Consider the following 25,823-nt stretch of genomic DNA (forward strand, 5'->3'; position numbering starts at 1 on the left):
GGCTCGCTCCCACATTTGTTTTGCGTTGTGCTTTAGACGAACAGCGACAACAGCAGGATGAAGCCCAGCGCAACGATGGACAGGATGGTTTCCATCGCGGTCCAGGTCTTGAAGGTTTCCGCCACGGTCATGTTGAAGTACTGCTTCACCAGCCAGAAACCGGCGTCGTTAACGTGCGACAGGATCAGCGAACCGGCACCGGTGGCCAGCACCAGCAACTCACGGTTCACACCCGGAATCATCCCCACCACCGGCACCACAATGCCTGCGCCAGTAATGGTCGCCACGGTCGCCGAACCGGTCGCGATTCGGATCACCGCCGCCACCAGCCAGGCCAGCAGGATTGGCGAGATCTGTGCGTTCACCGCCATGTGGCCGATCACGTCACCCACGCCGCTGGTCACCAGCATCTGCTTGAAGCCACCACCGGCACCGATGATCAGGATGATTGCGGCGGTCGGCGCAAGGCTCGCGTCGAGCAACTTGAGAATTTTGCTGGAGCCCATGCCCTGACGGTGCCCGAAGGTGTACAGCGACAGCAGCAACGCCAGCAGCAGCGCCGAAATCGGGTGACCGATCAGGTCCATGAAGGTACGGAAGAAATTGCCGTCCGGCAGCACCACGTCGGCAAAGGTCTTGAGCAACATCAGGAACACCGGCAACAGCACGGTGATCAGGGTGATGCTGAAGCTCGGCAGCTCAGCCGCCTCTGGCTCGCGAGCCAGTTGATCGACCAGCTCCTGGTTAGGATGACCCGGAATGTACTTGGCAATGAACGTGCCGTAGATCGGGCCGGCGATGATGGCCGTCGGCAGCGCAACGATCAGACCGTACAGAATGGTTTTACCGATGTCGGCACCGAACACGCCGATGGCCAGCAACGGACCCGGGTGCGGCGGAACCAGACCGTGCACGGCGGACAGACCGGCCAGCAGCGGGATACCGATCTTGATGATCGACACGCCGGTACGCCGGGCCACGATGAACACCAGCGGGATCAGCAGCACGAAGCCGATTTCGAAGAACAGCGGAATGCCGACCAGGAAGGCCGCGAACATCATCGCCCACTGCACCTTGTCCTTGCCGAACGCGCGAATCAGGGTTTGGGCAATCTGATCCGCCCCGCCCGACTCGGCCATCATTTTGCCGAGCATCGTGCCCAGCGCGAGGATGATCCCGACGAACCCGAGCACCCCACCGAAGCCGTCCTGGAACGCCTTGATGATGGTGCCAATTGGCATGCCGGAGGTCAGTCCGAGAAAAGCGGCGGCGATGATCAGGGCGATGAATGGGTGAAGCTTGAACTTGGTGATCAGGACGATAAGCCCGATCACCGTGACCACTGCATCGAGCAGCAGGAACGTCTCGTGGGACATGCCAAACATTAGGGGTGTCTCCTGGTTGTTGTTGTTATTAAAGCGGGGATTTCGCAAGCCAACAGGACAGCGCTATCTTTTCGGGCAAAACTCATACGGCGTGTTTCAGGCCATGAGCCTGCCACCAGTCATGAGCTTGCTTCGCCAATTGGTCGACGCTGTGGTTCGAAGCGTCCAGAGCCAGGGTCAGGGGCTCGCCAACGGGAGATTCAAGGGTGGCGAACTGGCTGTCGATCAGCGTCGACGGCATGAAATGGCCCGGCCGATGGGAGACACGATCGGCGGCAACTTCAGGGGTCAGCTCCAGGAACACGAAGCCCAGGCCCGGCAAGGCGCTGCGCAGACGTTCACGGTAAATGTGTTTGAGGGCCGAACAGGTCAGCACCGGGCGTTCGCCCTTGGCGTCGATGCGGCGCAATTCATCGCACAGGCTGTCGAGCCAGCCGGCACGGTCGTCGTCGTTCAGGGGGATACCCGCGCTCATCTTTTCGATATTGGCGGCAGGGTGGAAAGTGTCGCCTTCAATGGCGGTCGCGCCGCTGAGTTGGCACAAGGCCTCGCTGACGCAAGTCTTGCCGCAACCGGCAACGCCCATGATGACCAGGGCGGTGATGGGATTATTCATGTAACACCTCAGCGCGCAGACAGCGCTACCTTTGCCAGTTATGACACTAGATCAAAAGCAGAAGTTGCCGACGCCTTCTTGTCATTTTTGTGGGTTGCAGCATGTTCGTTCCCAACGCCAAAAAACGGGGATCAGGCAAACCCCGCTCACGCATTTGCAGCTGCGTCGAGACAGCGCTACCTTAGTGCCTCGAATTTTGTTTGGCAAGCCGTCCGATGATCTCCCCTAAAAACGATAAAAATACGCGCACCACTGGCCGCCCCACTTTGAACGAAGTCGCACGCCTGGCCGGTGTCAGCCCGATCACCGCTTCTCGCGCCCTGCGCGGGGTCAGCACGGTGGCCACCGAACTGGTGGAAAAAGTGCAGAAAGCCGCCCTCGACCTCAACTACGTGGTCAACCCCGCCGCACGCGCGTTAGCCTCGGCCCAGAGCCATTCGGTGGTGGTTTTGGTGCCGTCGCTGTCCAACTTATTGTTCATTGATACGCTGGAAGCCATTCATCAGGTTTTGCGCCCTAAGGGCTTCGAAGTGCTGATCGGGAACTTCCATTACTCACGTGATGAAGAAGAAAACCTGCTGCGCAATTACATGGCGTATCAACCTCGCGGTTTGCTGCTGACCGGTTTCGACCGCACCGAAAGTTCGCGCCGGATGATCGAGGCCAGCAACATTCCCTGCGTGTACATGATGGAACTGGACAGCGCCGCCGGCCTGAATTGCGTTGGCTTTTCGCAACTCGCAGCTGGCGAGACAGCGGCCGGGCATTTGCTGTCACGGGGTCGCAAGCGTCTGGCCTACATCGGCGCGCAACTCGATCAACGCACGTTGCTGCGCGGCGAGGGTTTCCGCAAAGCCCTGCAAAAGGCCGGTTTGTATGACCCGGACCTGGAAGTGCTGACACCTCGCTCTTCCTCCGTCGGCCTTGGTGGCGAACTGTTCCTGCAACTGCTCGCCACTCATCCCGATGTCGATGCGATCTTCTTCGGCAACGACGACCTGGCCCAGGGCGCACTGCTCGAAGCCATGCGCTGCGGGATCAAGATCCCCGAACAAGTGGCGATCCTCGGCTTCAACGACCTGCCGGCCTCAGCCCACATGGTCCCGCGCCTGAGCAGCATCAGCACCCCGCGAGAAGCCATCGGCCGGCGCGCGGCGGAGCAGATGTTGACGTTGATGGCTGGTAATACGGTTGCGAAACCGGTGCAGGATATGGGGTTTGAACTAAAAATCCGGGAAAGCACATAACCCCCTGTGGGAGCGAGCTTGCTCGCGATGGCGGAGTGTCAGTCAACATGTATGTGGCTGTCAGACCGCAATCGCGAGCAAGCTCGCTCCCACAGGGATCATCACTAGTCAACGCTCCATCAATTCCACAAACGCCAACGCCCCCTTCTGCAATGGCTGGCTCTTGAGCCACACCGCATGCACCGGCAGCACCAACCCGTTCTCGATGTTGCGGAAGCTCAGGCGCTTGAGCCTTCCAGCATCCAGCAACGGCTGGACCACCGACAGCGGAAAATTGCCCCATCCCAATCCGGCCTCGACCATTTCCAGCGCCATCGTCAACGTGTCGGTGCGCCAGTAAGACTCAGCCACCAACGGCCGGGTTTCGCTGATCGGCAGGTCGCGGCTGGCGACGATGATTTGCCGTACGTGGACCAAGTCTTCCAGGAACAAATTCTTGCCCTGAAACAGCGGATTGTCCGCCGCCAGCGTGGCGATCATCCGCTCGGTGCCGACGAACTGGAACCGCTCCAGCACGTTCATGCTCAGCCCGGCGAACGCCAGGCAAACGCTGACCCGGCCGCTGTGGAGCATCGCCAGCACATCATCCTGCGGTGCGCTGAGCATTTCGATTTCCAGTAGCGGATGACGCTGGGCGATGACCTTGATCGCCGCCATCACGCGGCCCTTGTCGATGTCCGCCACGACCCCGATCGACAACTTGCTTTCCAGCCCCAGCGACAACTCGACCGCATGCACTTGCAGCTGTTTGAGCTGCTCGGCGATCAATCGCGCGTGAGGCACCAATGCGCTGGCCATCGCCGTCGGCACCGGCTCGCGATGGCTGCGATCGAACAGTGGATAACCGAGTTCGGCTTCCAGGTTGGCGATGCCCATGCTCACCGCCGACGGCACTTTACCCAGCGCCCGAGCGGCAGCGGAAAACGAGCCGCGCTCAATCACCGCGAGGAACAACTCGATGCTGTCACTGTTGAAATTCATTCCTCGTCCTATCAATAAAACTGAAAGCTACCGACTTTTTCTGTCACGTCTATTGAAGCTATCTTTCGCCGCCTTCGCCAGTGCTCCTGGCTTCAAGTTGGCAGAAAGAGGCAAATTCCCATGCAAGGCGTTAAACGAAAACTGCTCTACGTGTCGCTTTACGAAGTCATCGGCATGACCTTCTCGGCCCTGGGTCTGGCGTTGTTGTCCGGCACCTCGCCCGGCAGCACTGGCCCGTTGGCAGTGATCATCACCACCATCGCGGTGACCTGGAACTTCATCTACACCACGCTGTTCGAGCGCTGGGAAAGTCGTCAGCCTTCGCGCACCCGCACCGTTAAACGGCGCATCGCCCATGCCGTGGGTTTTCAACTAACCTTGATAGTGTTCCTCATCCCGTTGATCGCTTGGTGGATGAACATCAGCCTGGTGCAAGCCTTCCTGCTGGACGCGGCGCTGATTATTTTCATCCCGTGCTACACCTTCGCCTTCAACTGGCTGTTTGATCGCACGTTTGGTTTGCCAACTTCGGCGCTGCCGGACCCGGTTTGAAAACGCTGAATGTCTGTTAGATTCCTGAAGCGTCGAATCGCTAACGGAGTAGCTCAATGGAACATGCACTGAAGATTCTGGGTAAAGCCTCGTCCATCAACGTCAGAAAAGTCCTGTGGACCTGTGAGGAACTGGGTGTTGCCTACGAACGTGAAGACTGGGGCGGCGGTTATGCGTCGACCCACACACCGGAGTTTCTCAGGCTCAATCCCAACGCACTGGTGCCCGTGATCATCGATGAGGCCGGCGTGCTGTGGGAGTCCAACACCATCTGCCGCTATCTGGCCGGTAAACACCACAACACCGATCTGCTGCCCCACGAACCGGCGGCCCGCGCTCGGGTGGAACAGTGGATGGATTGGCAAGCGACCGAACTCAATGCCTCCTGGAGCTACGCGTTCACGGCGTTGGTACGCAAAGATCCGGAGTTTCAGGACCCGCATCACATTGCCGCCGGTGTACACGGCTGGAATCAGAAAATGGGCATCCTCGAGCATCAGCTCGCGGCCACCAAAGCGTATGTCGCCGGGCCGCACTTCACGCTGGCGGACATCGTCATCGGGCTGTCGATCAACCGCTGGCTGATGACACCGATGGAGCGTCCCGACTACCCGGCCATCGACGAGTATTTCCAACGGTTGGCACAACGCCCGGGATTTCTGAAACATGGCTGCAACGGCCTGCCATAACGCCAAACCCGCAACGCTCCTACCCTGAAAAGAGAGACTCATGAACGGACTCAACGTACTGCTGACCGGTGCCTGCGGCAGAATCGGCAAAACCTTTTTCGAAGCCTCAAAAGACCGCTACACCTTCGTCCTGACGGATCGCATCGAGCCCGACTTTGCGGTCGATGCGCCTCACCGTTTCGTCAGCCTGGACCTGTCCGACCCCGCGGCAATGGGCGAAGTATTGAAAGGGATCGACGTCGTCGTGCACCTGGCCGGTATTCCTCACGCCACTGCCACTTTCAATGAGTTGCTGCCCAATAACATTCTGGCCACCACTTACCTGTTCGAAGCCGCGGCTGCAGCTGGCTGCAAACGACTGGTGTTCGCCAGCAGTGCGCAAACCATCGAAGGCTATCCGGTGGACCGGCAGATCACCCCGGGCATGCAGGTCATGCCGGCCAATCTGTATGGCGTCAGCAAGTGTTATGGCGAAGCGTTGTGTGCGTTCTATGCTGCCAAACGCAACCTCTCGACCATCGCGATACGGATCGGCGCTTTCGAATTCCCGGACCGTCATGAACTGACCAATGCCCGAGACCTGAGCGCCTGGCTGAGCCCACGCGATGCGGTGCAGTTGCTGCAGCGTTCGGTGGAGGTCGAAGGCGTGCAACACCTGATCGCCCACGGCATTTCCAACAACCGCTTCAAGCGCCTGGACCTCAGCGAAACCATGCGGGTGTTGGGTTACCGGCCGGTGGATGATGCGTTTCAGACGTTCGATATCCCGATTGCGCCATAAGCCCATCGCTGATCCACCGTGCGATCGACCTCTGCCACCCGGCGGCAAAGGTTGACCTCAATCCTTCGTCACTCGCCGAGCCTTAAAAACCCAACTAATTGTTTTTATTGATATTTTTTAACAAGGCACACTATTTGCTGAAAGCACTGCACCGCAAATACCTACAAGGCCTATTCATCATGTTGGTCAGTGCAAAACAAAACCTGGTGGCGCCCCTCCCCAAGCGTCCCGGCGACGAACCGATCTCGGACGCCGCCGCCGGACTTCAGGGCGGCCTGCAAGCCGCCATGACACAAGCCCTGCAAAACAATGTGCAGGCGCAATCCGTGCAGACCACTAAGCAGGTCCAGGACTCCGCCACCCAAATCGCTACGCAACAGGTCAGCGAAGCGACCAGGATCAGCGACAACGTCGATGAGGCGTTCGCGAAAACCCGCGTGGGACTGCAAGCCTCGTCCGCACAACTACCGACCGATGTTGAAACGGCCACGGACGCCTTCAAGGAGTACATGAGCAAAACGCCGGAACAGCGGTTGCGCGACAGTATTTTGCAAGAGATGGGTCTGACGGAAGATGACCTAAAAGCCATGCCGCCGGAAAAACAACTGGCGATCGGTAAAGAGATTGCCGAGCGCATGCAAGACAAGATCAAACTGGCGCAGGCCGAGAAAGAAAACAGCAGCAGCGAAAAAGGCAGCAGCCACGTGGTTGACAAGTTCCTCGCTTCGCTTTAACAGCGCGGGAATCAATAAAAAAGGGTCCCTTCGAGGGACCCTTTTCAATGTGCCGCTATCAACTTATCTGCAAGGTCGAGTTGAACTGACTGATCGCATCCACCACATGCCGCGACCCTTGTTGAATTTCCAGAATCACCGCTCCCGCCTCATTCGCCAGTTCCACCCCAAGCCCGGTTCGACTCAAACTGGACTGCATGCTCGACACCGCACTCAATGACAAATCGTGGTTCTTGCGCACCACTTCAACGATCTCCACCGTTGCCTGGCTCGTTCGTGCCGCAAGGCTGCGAACTTCATCGGCGACTACCGCGAACCCGCGCCCGTGTTCCCCGGCCCGGGCCGCTTCGATCGCGGCGTTGAGTGCCAGCAGGTTGGTTTGATCGGCAATGCCACGAATGGTCTGGACGATGGTACCGATGATGTCCGACTGCTTGCTCACCGCATCAATGCTCAGCGCCGCTTCGTTCAAGTCTTTGGAAATGTCCTGGATGGTCTGCACCGTTTGCTGCACCACCTGAGAACCTTTCTGTGCACAAGCGTCGTTTTGAACCGAGGTGCTGTGGGCCGATTCCGCGGCAGTTTGCAGGGTGGTGACTTGCTGGGTGATGTCGCTGGCGAACTTGACCACTTTGTACAACCGACCCTTGGTGTCGAACAGCGGGTTGTAGGAGGCCTCCAGGAAAACCGTATGACCGTGCTTATCTTTGCGCTCGAAACGGTGCGAGTGATATTCGCCGCGATTGAGCGAGGCCCAGAACGCTTTATAGGCCTGAGATTCGGCTTCGGCACGATGACAAAACAGGCTGTGGTGCTGGCCAACCACTTCGTTGAGCGAGTAATGCATCGTCTTCAAGAAGTTGTCGTTGGCGGTGATGACCTTGCCATCCGGGGTGAATTCGATCACGGCCATGGAACGACCGATCGCCGCGAGCATGCTCTCGTTTTCGTGTTCCTTGTAGACCCTGGCTGAGATGTCAGTGGCGACTTTGATCACACTCCGGACCTGACGATCAGGGCCGAACACCGGCATATAGCTGGCTTCGAGCCAGATCTCCTTGCCGCTCCTGTTCAAACGTAAAAAGGTCCCGCTCACCGGTTCGCCACGGGCCAGGTCACGCCACAACTTGGCGTAGGCTTCGCTTCGATAAAACGCTTCTTCGCAAAAAATCCGGTGATGCTTACCGCGCACTTCTTCGGCGCTATAACCCATGGCACTGCAAAAGTTGTCGTTGGCATCGAGCACGATCCCTTCGGGAGTGAACTCAATCATCGCCATCGAGCGGCTGACCGCGGCCAACTTCGCGTTAGCCTCGGTCAGCGCGCAACTGAATCGTTCGATTTCCAGCAGGTCAGTCTTGTGACGTCGGTTAAACATAGTCGTATCACCTTCAGCGCGGTCTTTTGTTTGATGAAAGTTCTTTGGTCTTTCAACAGCTCCACCACTACGTTCCAAGGAACAGGCACACGCATCCCTCCACAGGAAGGACTTGGTCAGGTGATCAATGATGTTTAATCGGAGAGTCCATGCTGCAACGCTCTTATCAAGACATCCTTCTCTTGATAGCCCGGAATCGGGCCAGCCCTAACGTTCTGATAAGACATTCCATTGACCGGACAGCTCCGTGTTGTTCAGCGTCGGTGCCTTGGGTTGCGCACACTTTTAACCTGTATGACGGCCTTCACATGGCGGCCGACATAGTTAGTTACGAGTCAGCATAGACAGGCGAGGCAGGTAAGCAAGGCCACTAGTCGGCCAGTATTGAGGACAAAATCGGTTCAGCATCGGTATGCGTCATTTCTCAGCAAGCATGCCCATCAACGCCTGCACCGCCGCCGAGGGTGGCTTGGTCGCAGCGGCCACCAAGGCAAATTCGCGATCGATACGCGGTTTGACCGGCACTACCCGCAGACCCTGAAGTTGGCTCGGCAGCGTCATCTCCGGCACCAGCGTCACGCCGATGTTTTCCCGCACCAGGGTGAACGCACTGCTCCATTCACGGACCTCGACCCGCACATCAAGCAGTTGCAGCCCGGCATCCTCTGCCAGGCTGCGAGCGTTGGTCGAACAACCGCCGGTAGCCAGTACAAAAGGTTGTTCCGCCAACTCGGCCAGGGAGACGCCTTCTTCATTCGAACGGCGAGCCAAGGGATGGCCACCAGGCACCACCGCCATCCAGGCATCACGTCCCAGGCGACCGGCATTGCGCTCGGGCGCCGGGTTCAACACCACGCCGACATCCACCAGCCCGGCGCCGAGCAGCGTTTCCACTTCATCGTCGCTGACTTCCAGTGCGACCACCTGAATGCCGGGATAAAGCCGATTGAACTGACGCAGCAGCGGTGGCAGAAAAGTCGCCAGCACCATGGGGAAACTGGCCAGGCGAATCGTCCCGCGCTGAATGTCTTTGGTGGCATCGACGCTGCTGCGAATGTTTTCCAGGGCACCGAGCATGGTTCTCGCGTGTTCGATCACAGACAGGCCGATTGCCGTCGGCAAAGTCTGGCGACTCTCCCGACTGAACAGTTGAACGCCCAGGGTTTCTTCAATCAACGCCAAGGCCTGGCTGGCACCGGACTGGGTCATGCCGACCCGCTCGGCAGCCCGGGTAATGTTGCCCGTGTCAGCCACGGCCACCACCATTCGCCAGTGCATCAGATTCATCATGGCAGTAGCTTTCCTTATGGCGGCTTTCTGAAAGATTAATTTTACCGAGGGTGCCGCGCACTATGACACTGGCGCAAATCCCCAGCCAGAGCCCTGCCGATGAAGTTGTATTACGCCCCACACGCCTGCTCGCTCGCGCCGCATATCGTGCTGCGCGAACTCGATCTGCCATTCGAATTGATCCGCGTCGACAACACCACCAAGCGAACCGCCAGCGGCGACGACTTCCTCGCCATCAACCCAAAGGGCTACGTCGCGGCACTGCAATTGGACAATGGCCAAGTGCTGACCGAAGGTCCGGCGATCCTGCAATACCTGGCAGACCTGCGACCCGAGGCAAACCTGGCGGCAGCGAACGGTACGTTCGAGCGGGTACGGTTGCAGGAATGGCTGAATTTCATCTCGACCGAGATTCATGGCGGGCTGGGCGGGTTGTTCAGTTCGCAGTTCCCGGATGAGGTCAAAGCGCTGATCAAGGAGAAACTGTTCAAGCGGTTTGTTGTGTTGAGCCAGACTCTGGAGCGCCAGGATTATTTGATGGCTGACGGGTTCAGCATTGCTGATGCGTATTTGTTTACGGTGTTGCGCTGGGCGCACCTGTTTACCATCGAGTTGAATGAGTGGCCGGCGTTGGCGCGGTTTCAGGCGCGGGTTGATCAGCGGCCAGCCGTGAAGGCTGCGTTGGCCGCTGAGTTGGTGTAGGCCTCAAGACCAGGCACTACAAATTTACAAACTCGCACTCACCTTAGTGGCCACTTCACCGGGTACCCAGCCCTTCCACACCTGTGGCTGATCACGCAAAAACGCTTCGGCCACCTGACGTGGTTGCAGGCGCTTCTCGCTCATCTGACCGAGCGTGTGGTTCAGCAGATCGATCGGCAGGTCGACCTTTTCGAAGAACGCCACCAGGTCCGGGTACTGCGCCTTGAACGGCGCAGACACCCCAATCGCCAGGTTTGCCGGCATCGAACGCGTGCCTTTCGGATTCGGGTTATTGGCGTCGGCCAGGGTCTTCCAGGCGTCGGCGTCGAACGCCGGCTCGTCGAGTTTCACCAGTTTGAAACGCCCCAACAGCGGCGTCGGCGACCAGTAGTAGAACAACACCGGTTTGCCACGACGGATTGACGAAGCCACCTCGGCATCCAGTGCGGCGCCAGAACCCGTGCGGAAGTTGACGAAGCTGTCGGTCAGGTCATAGGCCTTGAGTTTTTGGCTGTTGACGATCTCCGAGGTCCAGCCGGTCGGGCTGTTGAGGAAGCGACCTCGGCTCGGGTCTTCCGGGTCGCGGAACACGTCCTTGTAGTGCGCCAGGTCGGCGACGGATTTCAGCTCCGGGGCCAGAGGTTTGATGCCGCGTTCGGGGTCGCCCTTGATCACGTATTCCGGCACCCACCAGCCTTCGGTGGCGCCTTTGACCGTGTCGCCCAGGCCAAACACTTTGCCTTCCGAGGCGGCTTTGACCCACGCCGGACTGCGCCCGGCCCACTCTTCGCCGATCACTTGAATATCGTTCTTGGCCAGGGCCGCTTCGAGGCTGACGGTGCTGCCCGGCAAGGTATCGGTCGGGTAGCCGTAACCTTTCTCGACAATCAAGCGCAGGATTTCGGTGATGAGGCTGCCGCTTTCCCAGGTGATGTCACCGAAGTGGATCGGCGCGGTTTTTTCTGCCGCGGGAACGTGGGTTGCCACAAGGCTCAGGGCCAGCAGTGAACTGCCGAGCAGGGTTTTGATCGATCTCATGCGGACCTCCGGGTCAGGGAATTCAAGGATTGGTTGGCACTGTGCCGGGCGCACAGGGCTTGGGTACGCGTCATGTAAACGCTGACCGAACGCTGGGAAATGCCCAGTTCGGCGGCGATTTGCGGGTAGGTCAGACCGTCGATTCGCGACATCAGGAAGGTTGCCCGAACCTTGCCCGGCAAGCGCTCAAGCGTACGGTCGAGGCCATGCAAGGCCTGGGTCAGTTGCACCCGATCTTCGGGCGAGATCGCTAGAGGCTGATCAAGGTGTTGCAGCTGATCGAGGTGTTGGCGTTCCAGGTCACGGCGGCGCCAGAGTTGATAGATCAAGCGCTGGGCAATGGTGGTGAGCAAGGCGCGAGGCTCGCGGATCGGGGTCAGCCCCGGCGATTCGAGCAGCTGTAAAAAGGTTTCGGCAGCGATGTCTTCGACACTGGAACTGGCGCCCAGATGCCGGCGCAACCGTGCGCACAGCCAAGGGTAATGCGCGCGGAACAATCCGCCCACGTCGTTGCGATGGGAAAGGTCGGTGCCGGACATAGAGGCTCCAAGGGTTAGGGGTCGCTGAATGTCCGGTGATCCGGTGACGCGATCCTAGCAAGGAGCCTTATTCATTAATAATACTTAAAAAGCATTTTTATATTCCATTATGAAATTAAACATCAACACCGCCTACCGTAATCGCCCATACCCCAACGCCTCAGCCTCTTGCTGATAGTCGAGAACGATTTGATAGTCGCTTTCGCTGGCCGGCAGAACCTCGTGCAGGCCGAGGACTTCAGCGACGTCGGGCAACTCCTGCAACGTCGTGTTCATCACCTGCCGCAGCTCTTCAGCCTGTTCATCGGTAACGGTCGCGGCGGTGATGAACGGCAAGGTCGGACTGAACGCACTTCGCGCAATGACCCGCAGGCCGGCCACTTCTTCTTCGGCGTGCCGCGCCAGATAGGCGAAGGTGACGCTGTCGATGGCCGCCAGGTCCGCTGTCCCTTCACGCAACCAACGCAGACTTTCGCGGTGGCTGCCGCTGATACCGACACTGGCGAAGAACTGCCCGTCTCGATGCAACGGCGCCAATCGGTGACGCAGCAGGTTCATGCCGCTGTTGGAGTCTTCGCCATTGATCACCCCACGACTGTTGCGAAAGGCCGGCAGGCTTCGCCGTGGATCATCGACGCGACTCAGCAACAGACTGCAATGGTTGCCACCGTTGGCGTCCGGCAGTTCATAACGAGGACGACCGATGACCCGGACCCGACCGCGCAACGCGGTCATCAGCGGGTAGCCGCAGGTTTGGGTCAGCAGCAAGTGTGGGGACAGCCAGAGGTCCATCAGTGAAAGGCCCTCGGCGTTACGGCGGGTGGCACCCAGTCGCTCGATCATGCGCGTCAGCCAGCGCTCGTTGGCCTCGCGGATCGGCTCGGGGGCGACGTACATCAACAGTTCTGCGTAGGCTGAAGTCATTGGATTTCTCAACTGAACGGATGCCGCGGGCTGTCGATAGCCTTCACCCCATGCTGACGCCACAACTGGCCATAACCCCGCACCAGAAACCCGCCGCTGCGCGCCAGCCATTGCTCGCGACGCGCGTGGTAGGCGCGGGGCAAGTCGTACCAGGGCAGCCCTGGCAAGTCGTGATGCACCAAATGCAGATTGAGGTTGAGGAACAGCCAGCGCCACGGCCAGGCGGCTTCATTGATGACCGTCCTTTGCTCGGGCTCGGCGTGGGGACGGTGTTCATAGTAGGAGCGAATCATCGCAATCGATAGCGCCGGCACACTGATCAGCAACAGGTAATGCCACACCGGCAGCACGCTGTAGCGGGCGATAAACAGCAACATCAACAGGGCCAGCGCGCCGTGGCTTAACCACATCAACCAGGCCTGTCGCTCACCTGTTTTTAGACGTTGCAGTTCCTCCCGGGCCAGCGCCAGCAAGGCCAGCGGTGCACCGAGGGCGAAGCGTCCGAGCACGGTTTTGTTCAGCCAGTGCAGACTCTGTTCGAACAGTGAACTGCCCTGCCACTGCTCGGCGCTCAGGTAACGGCTTTCCGGATCGCGACCCGGAAGGGTCAGGTCTTCGTCGCGGTGATGCAGCAAATGGCTGTCGCGATACAGGGTGTAGGGATACCAGACGGCGAACGGCGCATAGCCGAGGATCTTGTTCAGCGATGTCCAGCGGGTGGGGTGACCGTGAAGCAATTCGTGCTGCACCGATAACCAGAGCACCACCAACGGAATCAGCAACACCGTGCTCCACCACAGGCCCAAATGATCGCTGGCCAGCACGATGCTGAACCAACCAGCGTACACGCCGATCAGCAGCAACCAGGTCGGCCACTCGGTGCGAGCGGTCAGGCGTTGGCGCAGGGTTTCGATTTCTTCACGGTGGGCGGTATCGAAGTAATGGGGCATGGCGTTGCTCAGATCGGGGACCAGTCCCCTTCTGTGCAATGGCGTCGGGTTTTCTTGCAGATTATTTGGTTACTTCGTTAGAAGCAGCGGGAGCCCGAGACCGGGCTCCCTTGTCGCGGGATCAATGACCGAACACATCTACCTTCTTGGCCTTCTTGTCCGCACGCTTTTCGTCGGCGGTTTTTGCCGGTTTTTTCTTTGCCGCTTTTTTTGAATCCATGCCTTTGGCCATGATACTTACTCCACTCATACGGGATGTGAGATCAGGTATACACCTATCGCTGCGCGCGCGTTCTTTTATAATCGCCCGCTTTGCGCACCGACAGTCGAAGACCATGCCCAACACCCAATACACCTTGCTCGCCGAGCCTTTATGGCCCTTGATGAACAAGTTTTATCGCGCTCACCAATCGTCGATGAAAGCGGTCCGCGACGCTCAACTCTGGGTGGCCAGGCGCGAGGAGATCATTGGCGCACTGTGCTTGCGACCGGTGGCGGACGGGCATTGGCTGACGGGTTTGTTTGTCGATCCGGCCTGCCGTGAACAGGGCATCGCTGCGGCGTTGATCGCCGAGGCGCTCAAGGATCTTGAAGGCCCGGTATGGTTGTTTTGTCATCCAGACTTGCGTGGGTTTTATGAACGTCGTGGTTTTACCTTCGACCCGCCACTGCCCTACTCCATGGCGGAGCGCTTGAGCCGTTATGCGCGGAGCAAACCAATGATCGCCATGGGGTTGGAAGCCTCTGGATGATTCAGGAAGGCGTCAGTCGTCTGCAGCAGGATCGAGATCCGGAAACATCACTTCGGTAAACCCGAACTTGCTGAAGTCACTGATGCGCGACGGGTACAACCGGCCGATCAGGTGATCGCATTCATGCTGCACCACGCGCGCATGGAATCCCGAGGCGATGCGCACGATCGGTTGGCCTTTTGGATCGAAACCTTCGTAACGAATGTGCTGATAGCGATCCACCGCGCCGCGCAGGCCGGGCACAGACAGGCAGCCTTCGAAACCCTCTTCCAGCGTCGGGTTCAATGGTGTGATCAGCGGGTTGATCAGAATCGTCTGCGGCACGGCTTCGGCGTCCGGGTAGCGTTCGCTGTGCTCGAAACCGAAGATCACCAGTTGCAGGTCGACGCCGATCTGCGGCGCAGCCAGGCCAACGCCACCGACGCTTTCCATGGTCTGGAACATGTCGTCGATCAGTTGCCACAGCTCCGGGCTGTCGAACATTTCGGCGGGCACCGGCGGGGCAATGCGCAGCAGGCGCTCGTCGCCCATTTTCAGAATTTCACGGATCATTTGATGACTTCGTCAGTGGTCGGCTTGATCGAGTGGTCCCGACCCAGTCCCGACACGTGGTGTTTGGGTTCGTGGCTGTGCTCGCCGGGGACTTTTTCGCCATCATTCTTGCCCTCGGTCGACATGTGTTCGATCACGGCATTCATCTCCGCGCCGAGCAACAGCACCGCGGCGGAAATGTAGAAGTACAGCAACAGCACGATGATCGCGCCGATACTGCCATACATGGCGTTGTAGTTGGCGAACGTCTTGACGTACAGACCGAAGCCCAGCGACGCGATGATCCACACCACCACCGCCAGCACCGAGCCCGGGGTGATGAAACGGAACTCTTGTTTGACGTCGGGCATGACGTAATAAATCAGCGCCACCGCCATCATCAACAGAATCACGACCACCGGCCAGCGCACGATGGTCCAGAGGGTCACGATGAATTCTTCAAGGCCGACTTGCGAGGCGATCCACTCCATCACCTGCGGCCCAAGCACCATCAGCGCGGCGGCCATCAGCAGCATGCCGGCGATGCCGATGGTGTAGAAAATCGACAGCGGAAAACGCTTCCACGCCGGCCGGCCTTCGACCACGTCGTAGGCAGCGTTCATCGCGCTCATCATCAGCCGCACACCGGCGGACGCGGTCCACAGGGCAATCACAATACCGACCGACAGTAAGCCACCCTTGGATTGCTGGAGCTGGTCGATGACCGGGTTCACCTGCTCCAGTGCCTGGGGCGGCAGGACCAGTTCCGATTGCAGGCGCAGCCAGGAGAAGAAGTCCGGGAGGTGCAGGAAACCGATCAGGGCGATCAGGAACAGAATGAAGGGAAACAGCGAGAACAGCATCTGATAGGCCAACGCCGAGGCATAGGTCGACATCTCGTCGTCGACGAACTCGGTGATCGTGCGCACCATGACACGGTGCAGGCGCTGACCTTTCATGTGTGGGAAAAACATTAGCGTCTCCTTTCGCCGCAAATTTGGTCGAAGTCGTGGCGACTCAGGGGCCGTTTTCTACATCAAAGTAGCTTACTTGGCGAGTTTGAAACAATTTCCTTGTGCAAGTTCAGGCTGACACAAAAACGGCCATCTGCGGATGGCCGTTTCTGTTGCTCATCAAAGGCCTGATCATGCCTTGTCGATGCCTTTTTTAAGAGCATCCTTGGCTTTGCCGACCGCTTGCTGGACTTCACCTTTCTTTTCCTGCACGACGCCTTCGGCGCGCATTTTGTCGTTACCGGTGGCCTTGCCGACGCCTTGCTTGACGTTGCCGACGGCTTCGTTGGCCATGCCTTTTACTTTATCGCCAGTGCTGCTCATGGTGTTTCTCCTGTGAACCATTCAACGGGAAAAGTCGTTACACAAGGTTGACCGGAGGCGTTTGCGCGGAGTTTCATTTATTTTCCCGGCGACATTTCATCGTTCGGTGCAGGTTGGGCTTTATGTTTGCCGACCAACCCCCGAGAATGCGCAACGTATTCAGGCCATGGCGCTGAAGATCCAATCCCGTAGGAATGTTATGAAACTCGATAAAAAGCAGGCCATTGCCCGCAGAAACCAGGAACTTGGCGGTGCGGTGCTTGGCGTCAACAACTGCCATTTCACCGAATTGAACCGCAATCGCAACATCTGGTGGTTCGATATTCCGGTCGCGCGTCTGGCCATTGGTCAGTACGAGTGGGTTCACCTGCTGATGCACACCCCGGATACCGACGAACTGCTGCACCTGAAAGTGCCGACGGTATTCCTGCGCGAGAAGCTGGAAGGTCTGGTGGTGCGCAACGAAGGTAAACGCAAAGCGGCCTTGAGCCTGGAACTGAGCGCTGACAAGGACTCGTACCTCCAGGACATGCGCCCGGCGGGTACCAACGTCAATTTCGCGCAGTTCCGTCTCTGAACTAAAAGCTTCGCGAGCAGGCTCGCTCCCACAGTCGACCGAGTTCCTCCAGGAGGAATGCGGTCACATGTGGGAGCGAGCCTGCTCCGGGCGGCGTTCCGACGAAAGCGGTCTGATAGACAATGAACCTTCCCTGTCAGGCAAAAAGAAGCCCCGCATCTGCGGGGCTTTTTGTTTGTTACGCGCTTACCTTTTTGACGCCGAGCTTCTTCAGCTCTTCATCGCGCAACTCGCGGCGCAGGATCTTGCCGACGTTGGTGGTCGGCAGCGCATCGCGGAACTCCACGGAGCGCGGAACCTTGTAGCCAGTGACGTTGGCGCGCATGTGCTCCATCACCTGTTCCTTGGTCAGTGTCACGCCCGGTTTGGCGACGATGAAGATCTTGATCGCCTCGCCCGACTTCTCGTCCGGCACGCCGATGGCTGCGCATTGCAGCACGCCCGGCAGGGTCGCGAGCACGTCTTCCAGTTCGTTCGGGTACACGTTGAAACCGGAGACCAGAATCATGTCTTTCTTGCGATCGACGATGCGCATGTAACCGTCAGGCTGGATCAGCGCGATGTCACCGGTCTTCAACCAGCCTTCGCTGTCGAGGATTTCATCGGTGGCTTCCTGACGCTGCCAGTAACCCTTCATCACTTGCGGACCTTTCACACACAGTTCGCCGATGTCGCCCAACGGCTGTTCAACACCGGCATCGTCGATGACTTTGCACAGGGTCGACGGAACCGGAATACCGATGGTGCCGATCTGGATGTTCTGGATTGGATTGACGGTGGCCACCGGACTGGTTTCGGTCATGCCGTAACCTTCGCAGATGGCGCAACCGGTGACCGCTTTCCAGCGCTCGGCCGCAGCCAGTTGCAGGGCCATGCCGCCAGACAGGGTGACTTTCAGCGCCGAGAAGTCCAGCTTGCGGAAGCCTTCGTTGTTGCACAGGGCGACGAACAGCGTGTTGAGCCCGACGAAACCGCTGAACTTCCACTTCGACAGTTCCTTGACCATCGCCGTCAAATCGCGCGGGTTGCTGATCAGGATGTTGTGGTTGCCGATCAGCATCATCGCCATGCAATGAAAGGTGAAGGCATAGATGTGGTACAGCGGCAGCGGCGTGATCAGGACCTCGCAACCTTCATTGAGGTTGGAACCCATCAGCGCCTTGCACTGCAGCATGTTCGCCACCAGGTTGCGGTGGGTCAGCATCGCGCCCTTGGCCACGCCGGTGGTGCCGCCGGTGTATTGCAGCACGGCAACGTCGCTGCTGGCCGGGTTGGCTTCAGCCACTGGCTGGCCGTGGCCCTTGTTCAGCACGTCGTTGAACTTGATGGCCTTGGGCAAGTGATACGCCGGGACCATCTTCTTCACGTACTTGATGACGCTGTTGACCAGCAGACGCTTGAGCGGCGGCAGCAGGTCGGCCACTTCGGTGACGATCACGTGCTTGACGCCGGTTTTCGGCACGACGAGCTGGGCCAGGTGCGCCATGTTGGCCAGGCAGACCAGGGCTTTGGCACCGGAGTCGTTGAATTGGTGTTCCATTTCCCGCGCGGTGTACAGCGGGTTGGTGTTGACCACGATCAGCCCGGCGCGGATGGCACCGAAGACGGCGACCGGGTACTGCAACACGTTGGGCAGCTGCACGGCGATTCGATCGCCCGGCTGCAAGTCGGTATGCTGTTGCAGGTAGGCGGCAAAGGCACCGGACAATTCGTACAGTTCACCGTAGGTGATTGTCTTGCCCAGGTTGCTGAATGCCGGTTTGTCGGCAAAGCGTTGGCAGGACTGCTTCAACACCGCCTGAATATTCGGATACTCGTCCGGATTGATGTCGGCAGCAATCCCGGCAGGGTACTTATCCTTCCAAAAGTCTTCGATCATGGAAGCCCACTCCTCAGCAACGCGAATTCATCACCGCATTTGATGCGATTATTATTGGTGTGTGTTTGTTGGTGAGTCTGGCTATTTACATAGGCCGAGAAGTCACAAAGCGCGCCGAGAGTAGCAGCTTTGCCAAGGGCCGACCAGAGCCAAAAGCCGCCTCTACAGTCACTTTAATGACTCAAGAATAGCAAGCAGTCATTTTAGAGCAAAAATTCTATACAGCCTTGACCCCCCCCATAAATACAGGGCTTAAAGCAAAAGATCGCAGCCTTCGGCAGCTCCTACAAAGGAATGCGATCCCCTGTAGGAGCTGCCGAAGGCTGCGATCTTTTGGCAGCACCTCGGTCTACGACCGGTTACGCAATATCGCGCAACTCCCGCCGCAGAATTTTCCCAACCGGCGTCATCGGCAGCGACTCACGCAAGACGATGTGCTTGGGCACTTTGTACGCCGTGAAGTTTTCCTTGCAGTAGGCTTTCAGCTCTTCAAGGCTGACACCCGTTTCACGGGCCACCACAAACAGCTTCACCGCCTCCCCCGAACGCTCGTCCGGCACACCGATCACCGCACAGTTGGCGACTTTCGGGTGAGCCATGACCACGTCTTCGATCTCGTTCGGGTACACGTTGAAACCCGAAACGATGATCATGTCTTTCTTACGATCGACGATGCGCACAAATCCGTCCGGGTCGATCACCGCGATGTCGCCCGACTTGAACCAGCCCTCGGCATCCAGCACTTCGGCGGTGGCTTCGGGTTTCTGCCAGTAGCCCTTCATGATCTGCGGGCCCTTGATGCACAGTTCACCGCGCTCGCCCAGCGCCTGCTCGACGCCTTCATCGTTGATGACTTTCAGCGTGGTGCCCGGCACCGGCAGGCCGACTGTACCGAGCCGCGACTTGTCGCCGTACGGGTTGGTGCAGGCCACCGGCGAGGTTTCGGTCAGGCCGTAACCTTCGGTGATGCGGCAACCAGTGAGCTGTTCCCAGCGCTCGGCCGTGGCCTTGACCAGCGCGGTGCCGCCAGAGTTGGTGAGTTTGAGGCTGGAGAAATCCAGGGTCTTGAAGTCCGGATGGTCCATCAGCGCGACGAACAGGGTGTTGAGCCCCAGCAGCGCCGAGAACCGCCAGTTCTTCAGCTCCTTGATGAAGCCCTTGATGTCTCGCGGATTGGTGATCAGCACGTTGTGGTTGCCCGACACCATCATGCACATGCAATTCGCCGTGAACGCATAGATGTGGTACAGCGGCAGCGGCGCGACCATAACCTCTTGCCCTTCGCGCAACAGCGGCTGGCCGTCATTGCCAAACTGCTCCAGGCACGCCCGCACTTGCTGCATGTTGGCCACCAGATTGCCGTGGGTCAGCATCGCGCCCTTGGCCAGGCCGGTAGTGCCGCCGGTGTATTGCAGCACGGCGATGTCGTCGAGCCGGATCTTCAGCGGCTTGATGCCCAGGCCCCGGCCCAGGCGCAGCGCGCTCTTGAAGGAAATGGCCTGCGGCAAGGAGTACGCCGGCACCATCTTCTTGACCTTGCTCACCATCGTATTGACCAGCCAGCCCTTGGCGGCGGGCATCAGGTCGCCCATCTTCGCTTCGATCAGGTACTGGATGTCGGTGTCGGGCAGCACTTCCTGGACTTTGGCCCCGAACATGTTCAGGTAGACCAGCGCCCGGGCACCGGAGTCCTTGAACTGATGACGCATCTCCCGCGCGGTGTACAGCGGGTTGGTGTTGACCACGATCAACCCGGCGCGCAGGGCACCGAACACGGCAATCGGGTAATGCAGGACGTTGGGCATCTGCACCGCAATGCGATCCCCCGGCACCAGGTCGGTGTGAGCTTGCAGGTAACCGGCGAACGCTGCGCTGTAGCGTTCCAGTTCAGCGTAGGTCAGGGTGACGCCCATGTTGCTGAATGCCGGGCGGTCAGCAAATTTCTTGCAGGAACGCTCGAACACCTCGATCACCGACTTATAGGCCCCTTGATCGATGTCCAGGGGCACGCCGGCCGGGCGTTTGTCATTCCAGAAATCAGGTTGCATTATTCTTGTCCTCTTTACCTGAACCTATCCGGGGCCGCTTTTCTGTCCTTCCTGTAAAACAAAAGCGAAAAACGGAGCTTCACGGACACTAGCAGCTATGGCGAATCAGGCAAATATGCGCACGGTCGACATTGATCGTGTGAATCTTGCTGCCACGGCGTGGCCTGATCAGACGGCACGCTACGGATGCGCTATACAATGCAACGACCAAGCGCAAAGGAACCGCCATGATCCACGACACTTTCTGGCTGACCGCGAGTGACCGCAGCCGCCTCTTCGTCAACCAGTGGCTGCCCGCCCCACCTTTAAAAGCAGTGATCCTGCTGGCCCACGGCATGGCGGAACACAGTGGCCGCTACGCCCGTCTGGCGGAAAAACTCTGTGATCAGGGCTACGGTGTGTATGCGCCGGACCTGCGTGGACATGGCAAAACTGCCGAAAACGGGACACTGGGCCATTTCGCCGACGATGACGGTTGGTGCAAGGTGGTCGGCGACCTCGCGAGCCTCAACCAGCACATCGGCCAACAACATCCCGGCGCGCCGATCGTGTTGCTCGGTCACAGCATGGGCAGCTACATCGCCCAGGCTTATCTGCTGCACCACAGCGCCAGCCTGCATGGGGCCGTTCTCAGCGGGTCGAACTTCCAACCGGTGGTGCTCTATCGCGCGGCGCGGCAGATTGCGCGGTTAGAACGTTTGCGCCAGGGCCCGAAGGGTCGCAGCGCGCTGATCGAATGGCTGTCGTTCGGTTCGTTCAACAAACAATTCAAACCGGCGCGCACTAAGTTCGACTGGCTCAGCCGCGACCCGGCGGAGGTCGATCTGTACGCCAACGACCCGCTCTGCGGCTTTCGCTGCACCAATCAGCTGTGGATCGATTTACTCGGTGGGTTGCAGCAAATCAGCAAAGCGTCCAATCTCGCTCAGATTGATCCGGGCCTGCCGTTGCTGGTCATCGGCGGTGAATGTGATCCGGTGAGCGAAGGCAAGCGTCTGAAAGATCTGGCCCATGCGCTGCGCGCTGCCGGCAGCCAGAGCCTGCAACTGACTATTTACCCGCAGGCACGGCATGAACTGTTCAACGAGAGCAACCGCGATGAAGTGATCAATGACGTGTTGAGCTGGATCGCCCAGGCGCTGAGCCACCGTCGACCACCCAGATCGGAATAGTTTTTTTGAATTTATTTATTCGTGACAGGAATTGAAACAGATGACCCAGGTTACCAACACCCCTTACGAAGCCCTTGAAGTCGGCCAGACCGCCAGCTACAGCAAGACGGTCGAAGAGCGCGACATTCAGTTGTTCGCCGCGATGTCCGGCGACCACAACCCGGTGCACCTGGACGCTGAATTCGCCGCCGGCACCATGTTCAAGGAACGCATTGCTCACGGCATGTTCAGCGGTGCGCTGATCAGCGCTGCCGTTGCCTGCGAGCTGCCTGGGCCGGGGACTATTTATATTGGTCAGCAGATGAGCTTTCAGAAGCCGGTGAAGATTGGCGACACGCTGACCGTGCGTCTGGAGATTCTCGAGAAGCTGCCGAAGTTTCGTGTGCGGATTGCCACTCGCGTGTTTAACCAGCGCGATGAATTGGTAGTGGATGGCGAGGCGGAGATTCTGGCGCCGCGCAAGCAACAGACGGTGACGTTGCCTAAGCTGCCGGCGATCAGCATCGGCTGATTGCCTCAAGAGATCGCAGCCTCGTTTTACTCGACAGCTCCTACAGGTATATGGCAAACCCTGTAGGAGCTGTCGAGTAAAACGAGGCTGCGATCTTTTGATCTTACGGCCCTTCCTGCACCTGCACACTCGCCGTCATCCCCGAACTCAAATTCATCCCTTCCGGCAACTGATCAATCTTGATCCGTACCGGAATCCGTTGCGCCAACCTCACCCAGTTAAACGTCGGTTCCACCTCCGCCAGCAACTGCCCGTCCGGCGTGGTATTGCGATCGGTAATCCCGCGACTGATGCTTTCCACATGCCCCTGCAACGCCTCCCCCGCGCTCATCAACCAGACCTTTACCGGATCGCCAACACGAATCCGTGGCAGTTTGGTTTCCTCGAAATAGGCCTGCACATAGAAAGTCGAATCGTCGATCAACGCCATCACCGATTGCCCGGCATTCACGTAATTACCTTCAGCCAGACGCAGGTTGGTGATGTGACCATTGCGCGGCGCATGGACCTGACTGCGCGCGAGATTGAGTTCCGCAACCTTGGCTTCGGCCTGGGCTTCGCGCAGTTCGCCACGGGCGATGCCGGCGTTGATTTGCGCATTCTCGCGTAGCTCGGCACTGATTGCCTGCGGACCGAGGGCAGCGCGGCGACTGGCTTCGCGTTCGCGCAAATTGAGTTGTTGTTGCCGGGTCTGAACCACCGCTTGAGCTTTCTCCAGCGCCGCTTCGAAACGATCACGATCAATGCTCAGCAATAAATCGCCGGCCTTTACCTGCTGGTTATCAAAAGCCTTGAGTTCACGCACCCAACCCGAGACGTCCGGGGCGATGACCACCACGTCGGCGCGGATCCGCGCATCCCGAGTCCAAGGCGTGAGCATGTAGTACTGCCATAAATGGAAGCCGGCAAAAATCGCCACCGCCACCAGGCACAAGGTCACCGCGACACGTATCGGTGTACGCATTTTCAACTCCTTATAAAGGTCCGAGGACGACGGTGATCAGGGTCAATACACAGACGTACAAGGCGCAATCAAACAATGCTTCGTGCCAGATCCAGCGGCCCACCGGCGTCAGGCGCAAGAGCATGCGCAAGGCCCCGGTCACGAGCAGCGCCAGCAGCACATAAATCAGAAACGGACTGAGCAGCACGCCACCCACCGACCACTCACGCAAGCCCATGGCTTTGCTCCTGTTGACGGCACCAGGCGCGCCAGCTGCTTTGTAATTGCAGCACCGCGCCTTGGGCCAGTTTCACTGCATCGCTGGGGGGCAATGCGTACAAGGTCTTCAAGAATTCTTCGCTTGGCTGCGCCAACGCCTCGGCGCGACTGCCGGCCGGGCCTTGCTCGAGGATTTTTTCCAGCTGTTCGAGATAACGTCGCTGAGGTGCGCTGACCGGTGCCTGCGCCACCGCCAGACTCAAACGCAAATGCAGCAATTCGTCGCCGATGTCCAAGCCAAGCAGGCCATCGTCCCAGCGACTGCGCGCCGGTTCCGGCAATTCGGGATAGTGCCGCGCCAGTTGTAGCAAGCGGTCGGCCATGCGTCCGCCAAACCAGCTTTCGGCACCGCGCAGATTGCGCCGGGTCAGGCGCACCAGATCGTCGAGTGTCGCCGTCAATAAGCGTCGGCCATGCCACGTCGGGTCGCGCAGGATCAACAAATGGAACGCCAGCACTGCTGCGCCGACACCGACCACAATGGATTGAGCGCTGTTGAAGAACGTCGCGACATCGAATTTCATCGCGTTGAGCGGCGATACCAACACAATGAAGTGCAGACAAAACGAGGTGGCCGTGGCGCCGATCTGCGGTTTGGCCATGCCCAGCGCGCCGAGGAACAACGGCACGCCCATGCCCATGCACAGCAAGGCAAAACCACTCCATTGCGGCAGCAGAATCTGCCCGACGATAAACGCGGCCGGAATTGCCAGGAAGATCCCGCGCATAAAACTCATGCCTATCTGGGCACCGTTCTCGCGGCTGGCGAACAGGCTACACACCACGCACGTCAACAGCAGCGCGCCGGAGGCAGCGGGCCAGGCGGTCGCCAACCAGAAGCACGAGACCACCAGAAACGCCAGGGCACTGCGGGTACCGAAAATCAGCGCCAATGACAGGTCGCGGTGTGGTGTCAGGGTTCTCGGTGGATCGACCGTTTCCTTGCCCTCCTCAACGGCGTTCAACGCGGCGCTGGCCGCCATGGCGGTATCGAGCAACAAAGTGAAACGAGCCAGGCAGTAACTCTGTGCGGAGCTGATGTGCGGGTCGTGGGAAGCATCGAGCAACCGCGGACGCAGCGCTTGCAGGGTCGCGGTATCCGGGCTGTTGAGCGCCTCTTGAACCTCGGTCATCCAGGGCAACAGTTGCTCGGCTTCCTGGGGTTCCAATTGCTTCCACTGACGGCGCACCGAACGGGCGATGCGCAGCAGCATCAACAGCTTTTGGCTCAAGCCGCTGATCGCCCGCGCTCGTTGCCGTCCCAGGCCACCTTCAAACCAGGCATGCTCGCGCTGGGCATCGACGGCGACGATTCTCCCGAGGATTTCCAGCAAGCCTTTACGCGCCTGACCATCACCGGCCAATGTCGCACGCGCGGCGTTCATACCGCTTTGCCACGCTGCCCGCGCCTGATCCGCCAATTGCCGTTCGACCCGCATCGGCCAGAGCAGCGCACTGGCGGCGGTGGCGCAAAGAATGCCCAGGCAGATTTCCGTACAGCGAGCCACGGCTTGATCGAACACCGTCAGCGGATGAGTAATGGCCGGCAGCGCGATGATCGCCACCGTGTAACCAGCCAGCACGAACGAATAGGACCAGGCGCTGCGCAGCAAGGTCGAACTCGCCGTACACAACCCCAGCCACAACGCCAAGGCCAACAAAAACAGCCAAGGCGTCTGGGCAAACAACCCCATGAACACCACTGACATGATCGTCCCGACCAAAGTCCCCAACAGCCGCGCCAAGCCCTTCTGCACCACCATCCCCGACAAGGGCTGGGCGACGATGAACGCGGTCATCAACGCCCAGGCCGGTTGCTCCAGGCCCCAGCGCAATGCCAGCCACAGCGCCAGGCCGCCGCCGATCAAGGTCTTGATCGCGAACTGCAAGGCGCGGCGGTCAGGCGCAAATAAAGCCTGCAAGGTGATAGGCACGTAAAGGACTCTTGGAAAGGCGATTTAACGATAGTCGGGATCGGTTCAGTCACT

27 protein-coding genes and 1 pseudogene are annotated in these 25,823 nt (G+C 59.0%); 10 read left to right on the plus strand and 18 right to left on the minus strand.

What is annotated here, in order from left to right:
• Positions 1-32 precede the first annotated feature (32 nt).
• Both ACYZTZ_RS21290 and ACYZTZ_RS21295 read right to left on the minus strand, forming a co-directional pair.
• Entirely contained in the window at positions 33-1,385 is a 1,353-nt protein-coding gene (locus ACYZTZ_RS21290) for a GntP family permease (protein WP_461999621.1), read from the minus strand.
• 82 nt (positions 1,386-1,467) lie between these two features.
• On the minus strand, positions 1,468-2,001 hold the full coding sequence (locus tag ACYZTZ_RS21295; protein ID WP_461999622.1) for a gluconokinase: 534 nt from the start codon (positions 1,999-2,001) through the stop codon (positions 1,468-1,470).
• Between the two features lie 215 nt (positions 2,002-2,216).
• Here ACYZTZ_RS21295 and gntR point away from each other — a divergent pair, with 215 nt between their 5' ends.
• A complete protein-coding gene (gene gntR, locus ACYZTZ_RS21300) occupies positions 2,217-3,248 on the plus strand; it encodes an HTH-type transcriptional regulator GntR (RefSeq protein WP_056741465.1) in 1,032 nt (343 codons plus the stop codon).
• Positions 3,249-3,356: 108 nt separating this feature from the next.
• On the opposite strand, the gene ACYZTZ_RS21305 is transcribed toward gntR, so the two are convergent.
• Positions 3,357-4,229, minus strand: a complete 873-nt coding sequence (locus tag ACYZTZ_RS21305; protein WP_461999623.1) for a LysR family transcriptional regulator — start codon at positions 4,227-4,229, stop codon at positions 3,357-3,359.
• 120 nt (positions 4,230-4,349) lie between these two features.
• Here ACYZTZ_RS21305 and ACYZTZ_RS21310 point away from each other — a divergent pair, with 120 nt between their 5' ends.
• The 4 genes from ACYZTZ_RS21310 to ACYZTZ_RS21325 all read left to right on the plus strand — a co-directional run bounded on the left by ACYZTZ_RS21310 (position 4,350) and on the right by ACYZTZ_RS21325 (position 6,985).
• Positions 4,350-4,781, plus strand: a complete 432-nt coding sequence (locus ACYZTZ_RS21310) for a PACE efflux transporter (protein WP_046049513.1) — start codon at positions 4,350-4,352, stop codon at positions 4,779-4,781.
• Between the two features lie 56 nt (positions 4,782-4,837).
• Positions 4,838-5,470 carry a glutathione S-transferase family protein gene (locus ACYZTZ_RS21315; RefSeq protein ID WP_056741468.1) on the plus strand — a complete coding sequence of 211 codons (633 nt, stop codon included), beginning with the start codon at positions 4,838-4,840 and terminating at the stop codon, positions 5,468-5,470.
• A 40-nt stretch (positions 5,471-5,510) separates the two neighbouring features.
• The gene (locus ACYZTZ_RS21320) at positions 5,511-6,251 is read left to right on the plus strand and encodes an NAD-dependent epimerase/dehydratase family protein (protein WP_461999624.1); all 741 of its coding nucleotides are present in this window, start codon (positions 5,511-5,513) and stop codon (positions 6,249-6,251) included.
• Between the two features lie 179 nt (positions 6,252-6,430).
• Positions 6,431-6,985: a hypothetical protein gene (locus ACYZTZ_RS21325; protein WP_461999625.1), complete on the plus strand. Its 555-nt coding sequence runs from the start codon at positions 6,431-6,433 to the stop codon at positions 6,983-6,985.
• Between the two features lie 58 nt (positions 6,986-7,043).
• Here ACYZTZ_RS21325 and ACYZTZ_RS21330 read toward each other — a convergent pair whose 3' ends face one another.
• The 3 genes and pseudogenes from ACYZTZ_RS21330 to ACYZTZ_RS21340 all read right to left on the minus strand — a co-directional run bounded on the left by ACYZTZ_RS21330 (position 7,044) and on the right by ACYZTZ_RS21340 (position 9,653).
• Entirely contained in the window at positions 7,044-7,502 is a 459-nt protein-coding gene (locus tag ACYZTZ_RS21330) for a methyl-accepting chemotaxis protein (RefSeq protein ID WP_442965775.1), read from the minus strand.
• A gap of 84 nt (positions 7,503-7,586) precedes the next feature.
• Positions 7,587-8,363 (minus strand): annotated as a pseudogene (locus tag ACYZTZ_RS21335) (PAS domain-containing protein); the annotation flags it as partial.
• A 417-nt stretch (positions 8,364-8,780) separates the two neighbouring features.
• The gene (locus tag ACYZTZ_RS21340) at positions 8,781-9,653 is read right to left on the minus strand and encodes a LysR family transcriptional regulator (protein ID WP_461999626.1); all 873 of its coding nucleotides are present in this window, start codon (positions 9,651-9,653) and stop codon (positions 8,781-8,783) included.
• 99 nt (positions 9,654-9,752) lie between these two features.
• On the opposite strand from ACYZTZ_RS21340, the gene gstA reads away from it, so the two are divergent.
• Entirely contained in the window at positions 9,753-10,355 is a 603-nt protein-coding gene (gene gstA, locus ACYZTZ_RS21345; protein ID WP_461999627.1) for a glutathione transferase GstA, read from the plus strand.
• 24 nt (positions 10,356-10,379) lie between these two features.
• On the opposite strand, the gene ACYZTZ_RS21350 is transcribed toward gstA, so the two are convergent.
• The 4 genes from ACYZTZ_RS21350 to ACYZTZ_RS21365 form a co-directional block, all read right to left on the minus strand.
• Positions 10,380-11,393, minus strand: coding sequence for an ABC transporter substrate-binding protein (locus tag ACYZTZ_RS21350; RefSeq protein WP_461999628.1), 1,014 nt, complete (start codon positions 11,391-11,393; stop codon positions 10,380-10,382).
• Positions 11,390-11,932 (minus strand): sigma-70 family RNA polymerase sigma factor, encoded by a 543-nt coding sequence (locus tag ACYZTZ_RS21355; protein WP_461999629.1) that lies wholly within the window; start codon positions 11,930-11,932, stop codon positions 11,390-11,392. Before ACYZTZ_RS21355 ends, ACYZTZ_RS21350 begins: the two co-directional genes overlap by 4 nt.
• A gap of 132 nt (positions 11,933-12,064) precedes the next feature.
• Positions 12,065-12,856 (minus strand): phosphate/phosphite/phosphonate ABC transporter substrate-binding protein, encoded by a 792-nt coding sequence (locus ACYZTZ_RS21360; protein WP_461999630.1) that lies wholly within the window; start codon positions 12,854-12,856, stop codon positions 12,065-12,067.
• Positions 12,857-12,864: 8 nt separating this feature from the next.
• Complete coding sequence (locus tag ACYZTZ_RS21365; RefSeq protein WP_461999631.1) at positions 12,865-13,806, minus strand: fatty acid desaturase; 942 nt, start codon at positions 13,804-13,806, stop codon at positions 12,865-12,867.
• 335 nt (positions 13,807-14,141) lie between these two features.
• On the opposite strand from ACYZTZ_RS21365, the gene ACYZTZ_RS21370 reads away from it, so the two are divergent.
• A complete protein-coding gene (locus ACYZTZ_RS21370; RefSeq protein WP_461999632.1) occupies positions 14,142-14,558 on the plus strand; it encodes a GNAT family N-acetyltransferase in 417 nt (138 codons plus the stop codon).
• A gap of 12 nt (positions 14,559-14,570) precedes the next feature.
• Here the strand turns inward: ACYZTZ_RS21370 and def are convergent, their stop codons facing one another.
• The 3 genes from def to ACYZTZ_RS21385 all read right to left on the minus strand — a co-directional run bounded on the left by def (position 14,571) and on the right by ACYZTZ_RS21385 (position 16,426).
• Entirely contained in the window at positions 14,571-15,110 is a 540-nt protein-coding gene (def, locus tag ACYZTZ_RS21375) for a peptide deformylase (protein ID WP_461999633.1), read from the minus strand.
• Positions 15,107-16,063, minus strand: a complete 957-nt coding sequence (locus tag ACYZTZ_RS21380; protein ID WP_461999634.1) for a YihY/virulence factor BrkB family protein — start codon at positions 16,061-16,063, stop codon at positions 15,107-15,109. Before ACYZTZ_RS21380 ends, def begins: the two co-directional genes overlap by 4 nt.
• 171 nt (positions 16,064-16,234) lie before the next feature.
• Positions 16,235-16,426, minus strand: coding sequence for a CsbD family protein (locus tag ACYZTZ_RS21385; RefSeq protein WP_033056805.1), 192 nt, complete (start codon positions 16,424-16,426; stop codon positions 16,235-16,237).
• A 199-nt stretch (positions 16,427-16,625) separates the two neighbouring features.
• Between ACYZTZ_RS21385 and ACYZTZ_RS21390 the strand changes: the two genes are divergently transcribed.
• Positions 16,626-17,003, plus strand: coding sequence for a hypothetical protein (locus ACYZTZ_RS21390; RefSeq protein WP_033056806.1), 378 nt, complete (start codon positions 16,626-16,628; stop codon positions 17,001-17,003).
• Positions 17,004-17,181: 178 nt separating this feature from the next.
• On the opposite strand, the gene fadD1 is transcribed toward ACYZTZ_RS21390, so the two are convergent.
• Positions 17,182-18,882, minus strand: a complete 1,701-nt coding sequence (gene fadD1, locus ACYZTZ_RS21395) for a long-chain-fatty-acid--CoA ligase FadD1 (protein ID WP_461999635.1) — start codon at positions 18,880-18,882, stop codon at positions 17,182-17,184.
• 359 nt (positions 18,883-19,241) lie between these two features.
• Positions 19,242-20,930, minus strand: coding sequence for a long-chain-fatty-acid--CoA ligase FadD2 (gene fadD2 / locus ACYZTZ_RS21400; RefSeq protein ID WP_056741482.1), 1,689 nt, complete (start codon positions 20,928-20,930; stop codon positions 19,242-19,244).
• A gap of 227 nt (positions 20,931-21,157) precedes the next feature.
• On the opposite strand from fadD2, the gene ACYZTZ_RS21405 reads away from it, so the two are divergent.
• Positions 21,158-22,102, plus strand: a complete 945-nt coding sequence (locus ACYZTZ_RS21405) for a lysophospholipase (protein WP_461999636.1) — start codon at positions 21,158-21,160, stop codon at positions 22,100-22,102.
• A gap of 40 nt (positions 22,103-22,142) precedes the next feature.
• A complete protein-coding gene (locus tag ACYZTZ_RS21410) occupies positions 22,143-22,613 on the plus strand; it encodes a MaoC family dehydratase (protein ID WP_046049496.1) in 471 nt (156 codons plus the stop codon).
• A gap of 103 nt (positions 22,614-22,716) precedes the next feature.
• Here the strand turns inward: ACYZTZ_RS21410 and ACYZTZ_RS21415 are convergent, their stop codons facing one another.
• The 3 genes from ACYZTZ_RS21415 to ACYZTZ_RS21425 are packed head-to-tail and all read right to left on the minus strand — an operon-like array spanning position 22,717 to position 25,769.
• Positions 22,717-23,577: an efflux RND transporter periplasmic adaptor subunit gene (locus ACYZTZ_RS21415; RefSeq protein ID WP_056741484.1), complete on the minus strand. Its 861-nt coding sequence runs from the start codon at positions 23,575-23,577 to the stop codon at positions 22,717-22,719.
• A gap of 10 nt (positions 23,578-23,587) precedes the next feature.
• Positions 23,588-23,794 (minus strand): DUF1656 domain-containing protein, encoded by a 207-nt coding sequence (locus ACYZTZ_RS21420; protein ID WP_008151119.1) that lies wholly within the window; start codon positions 23,792-23,794, stop codon positions 23,588-23,590.
• The gene (locus ACYZTZ_RS21425) at positions 23,781-25,769 is read right to left on the minus strand and encodes an FUSC family protein (protein ID WP_461999637.1); all 1,989 of its coding nucleotides are present in this window, start codon (positions 25,767-25,769) and stop codon (positions 23,781-23,783) included. Before ACYZTZ_RS21425 ends, ACYZTZ_RS21420 begins: the two co-directional genes overlap by 14 nt.
• Positions 25,770-25,823 lie beyond the last annotated feature (54 nt).

It is taken from the genome of Pseudomonas sp. LB3P58 (assembly GCF_054897895.1).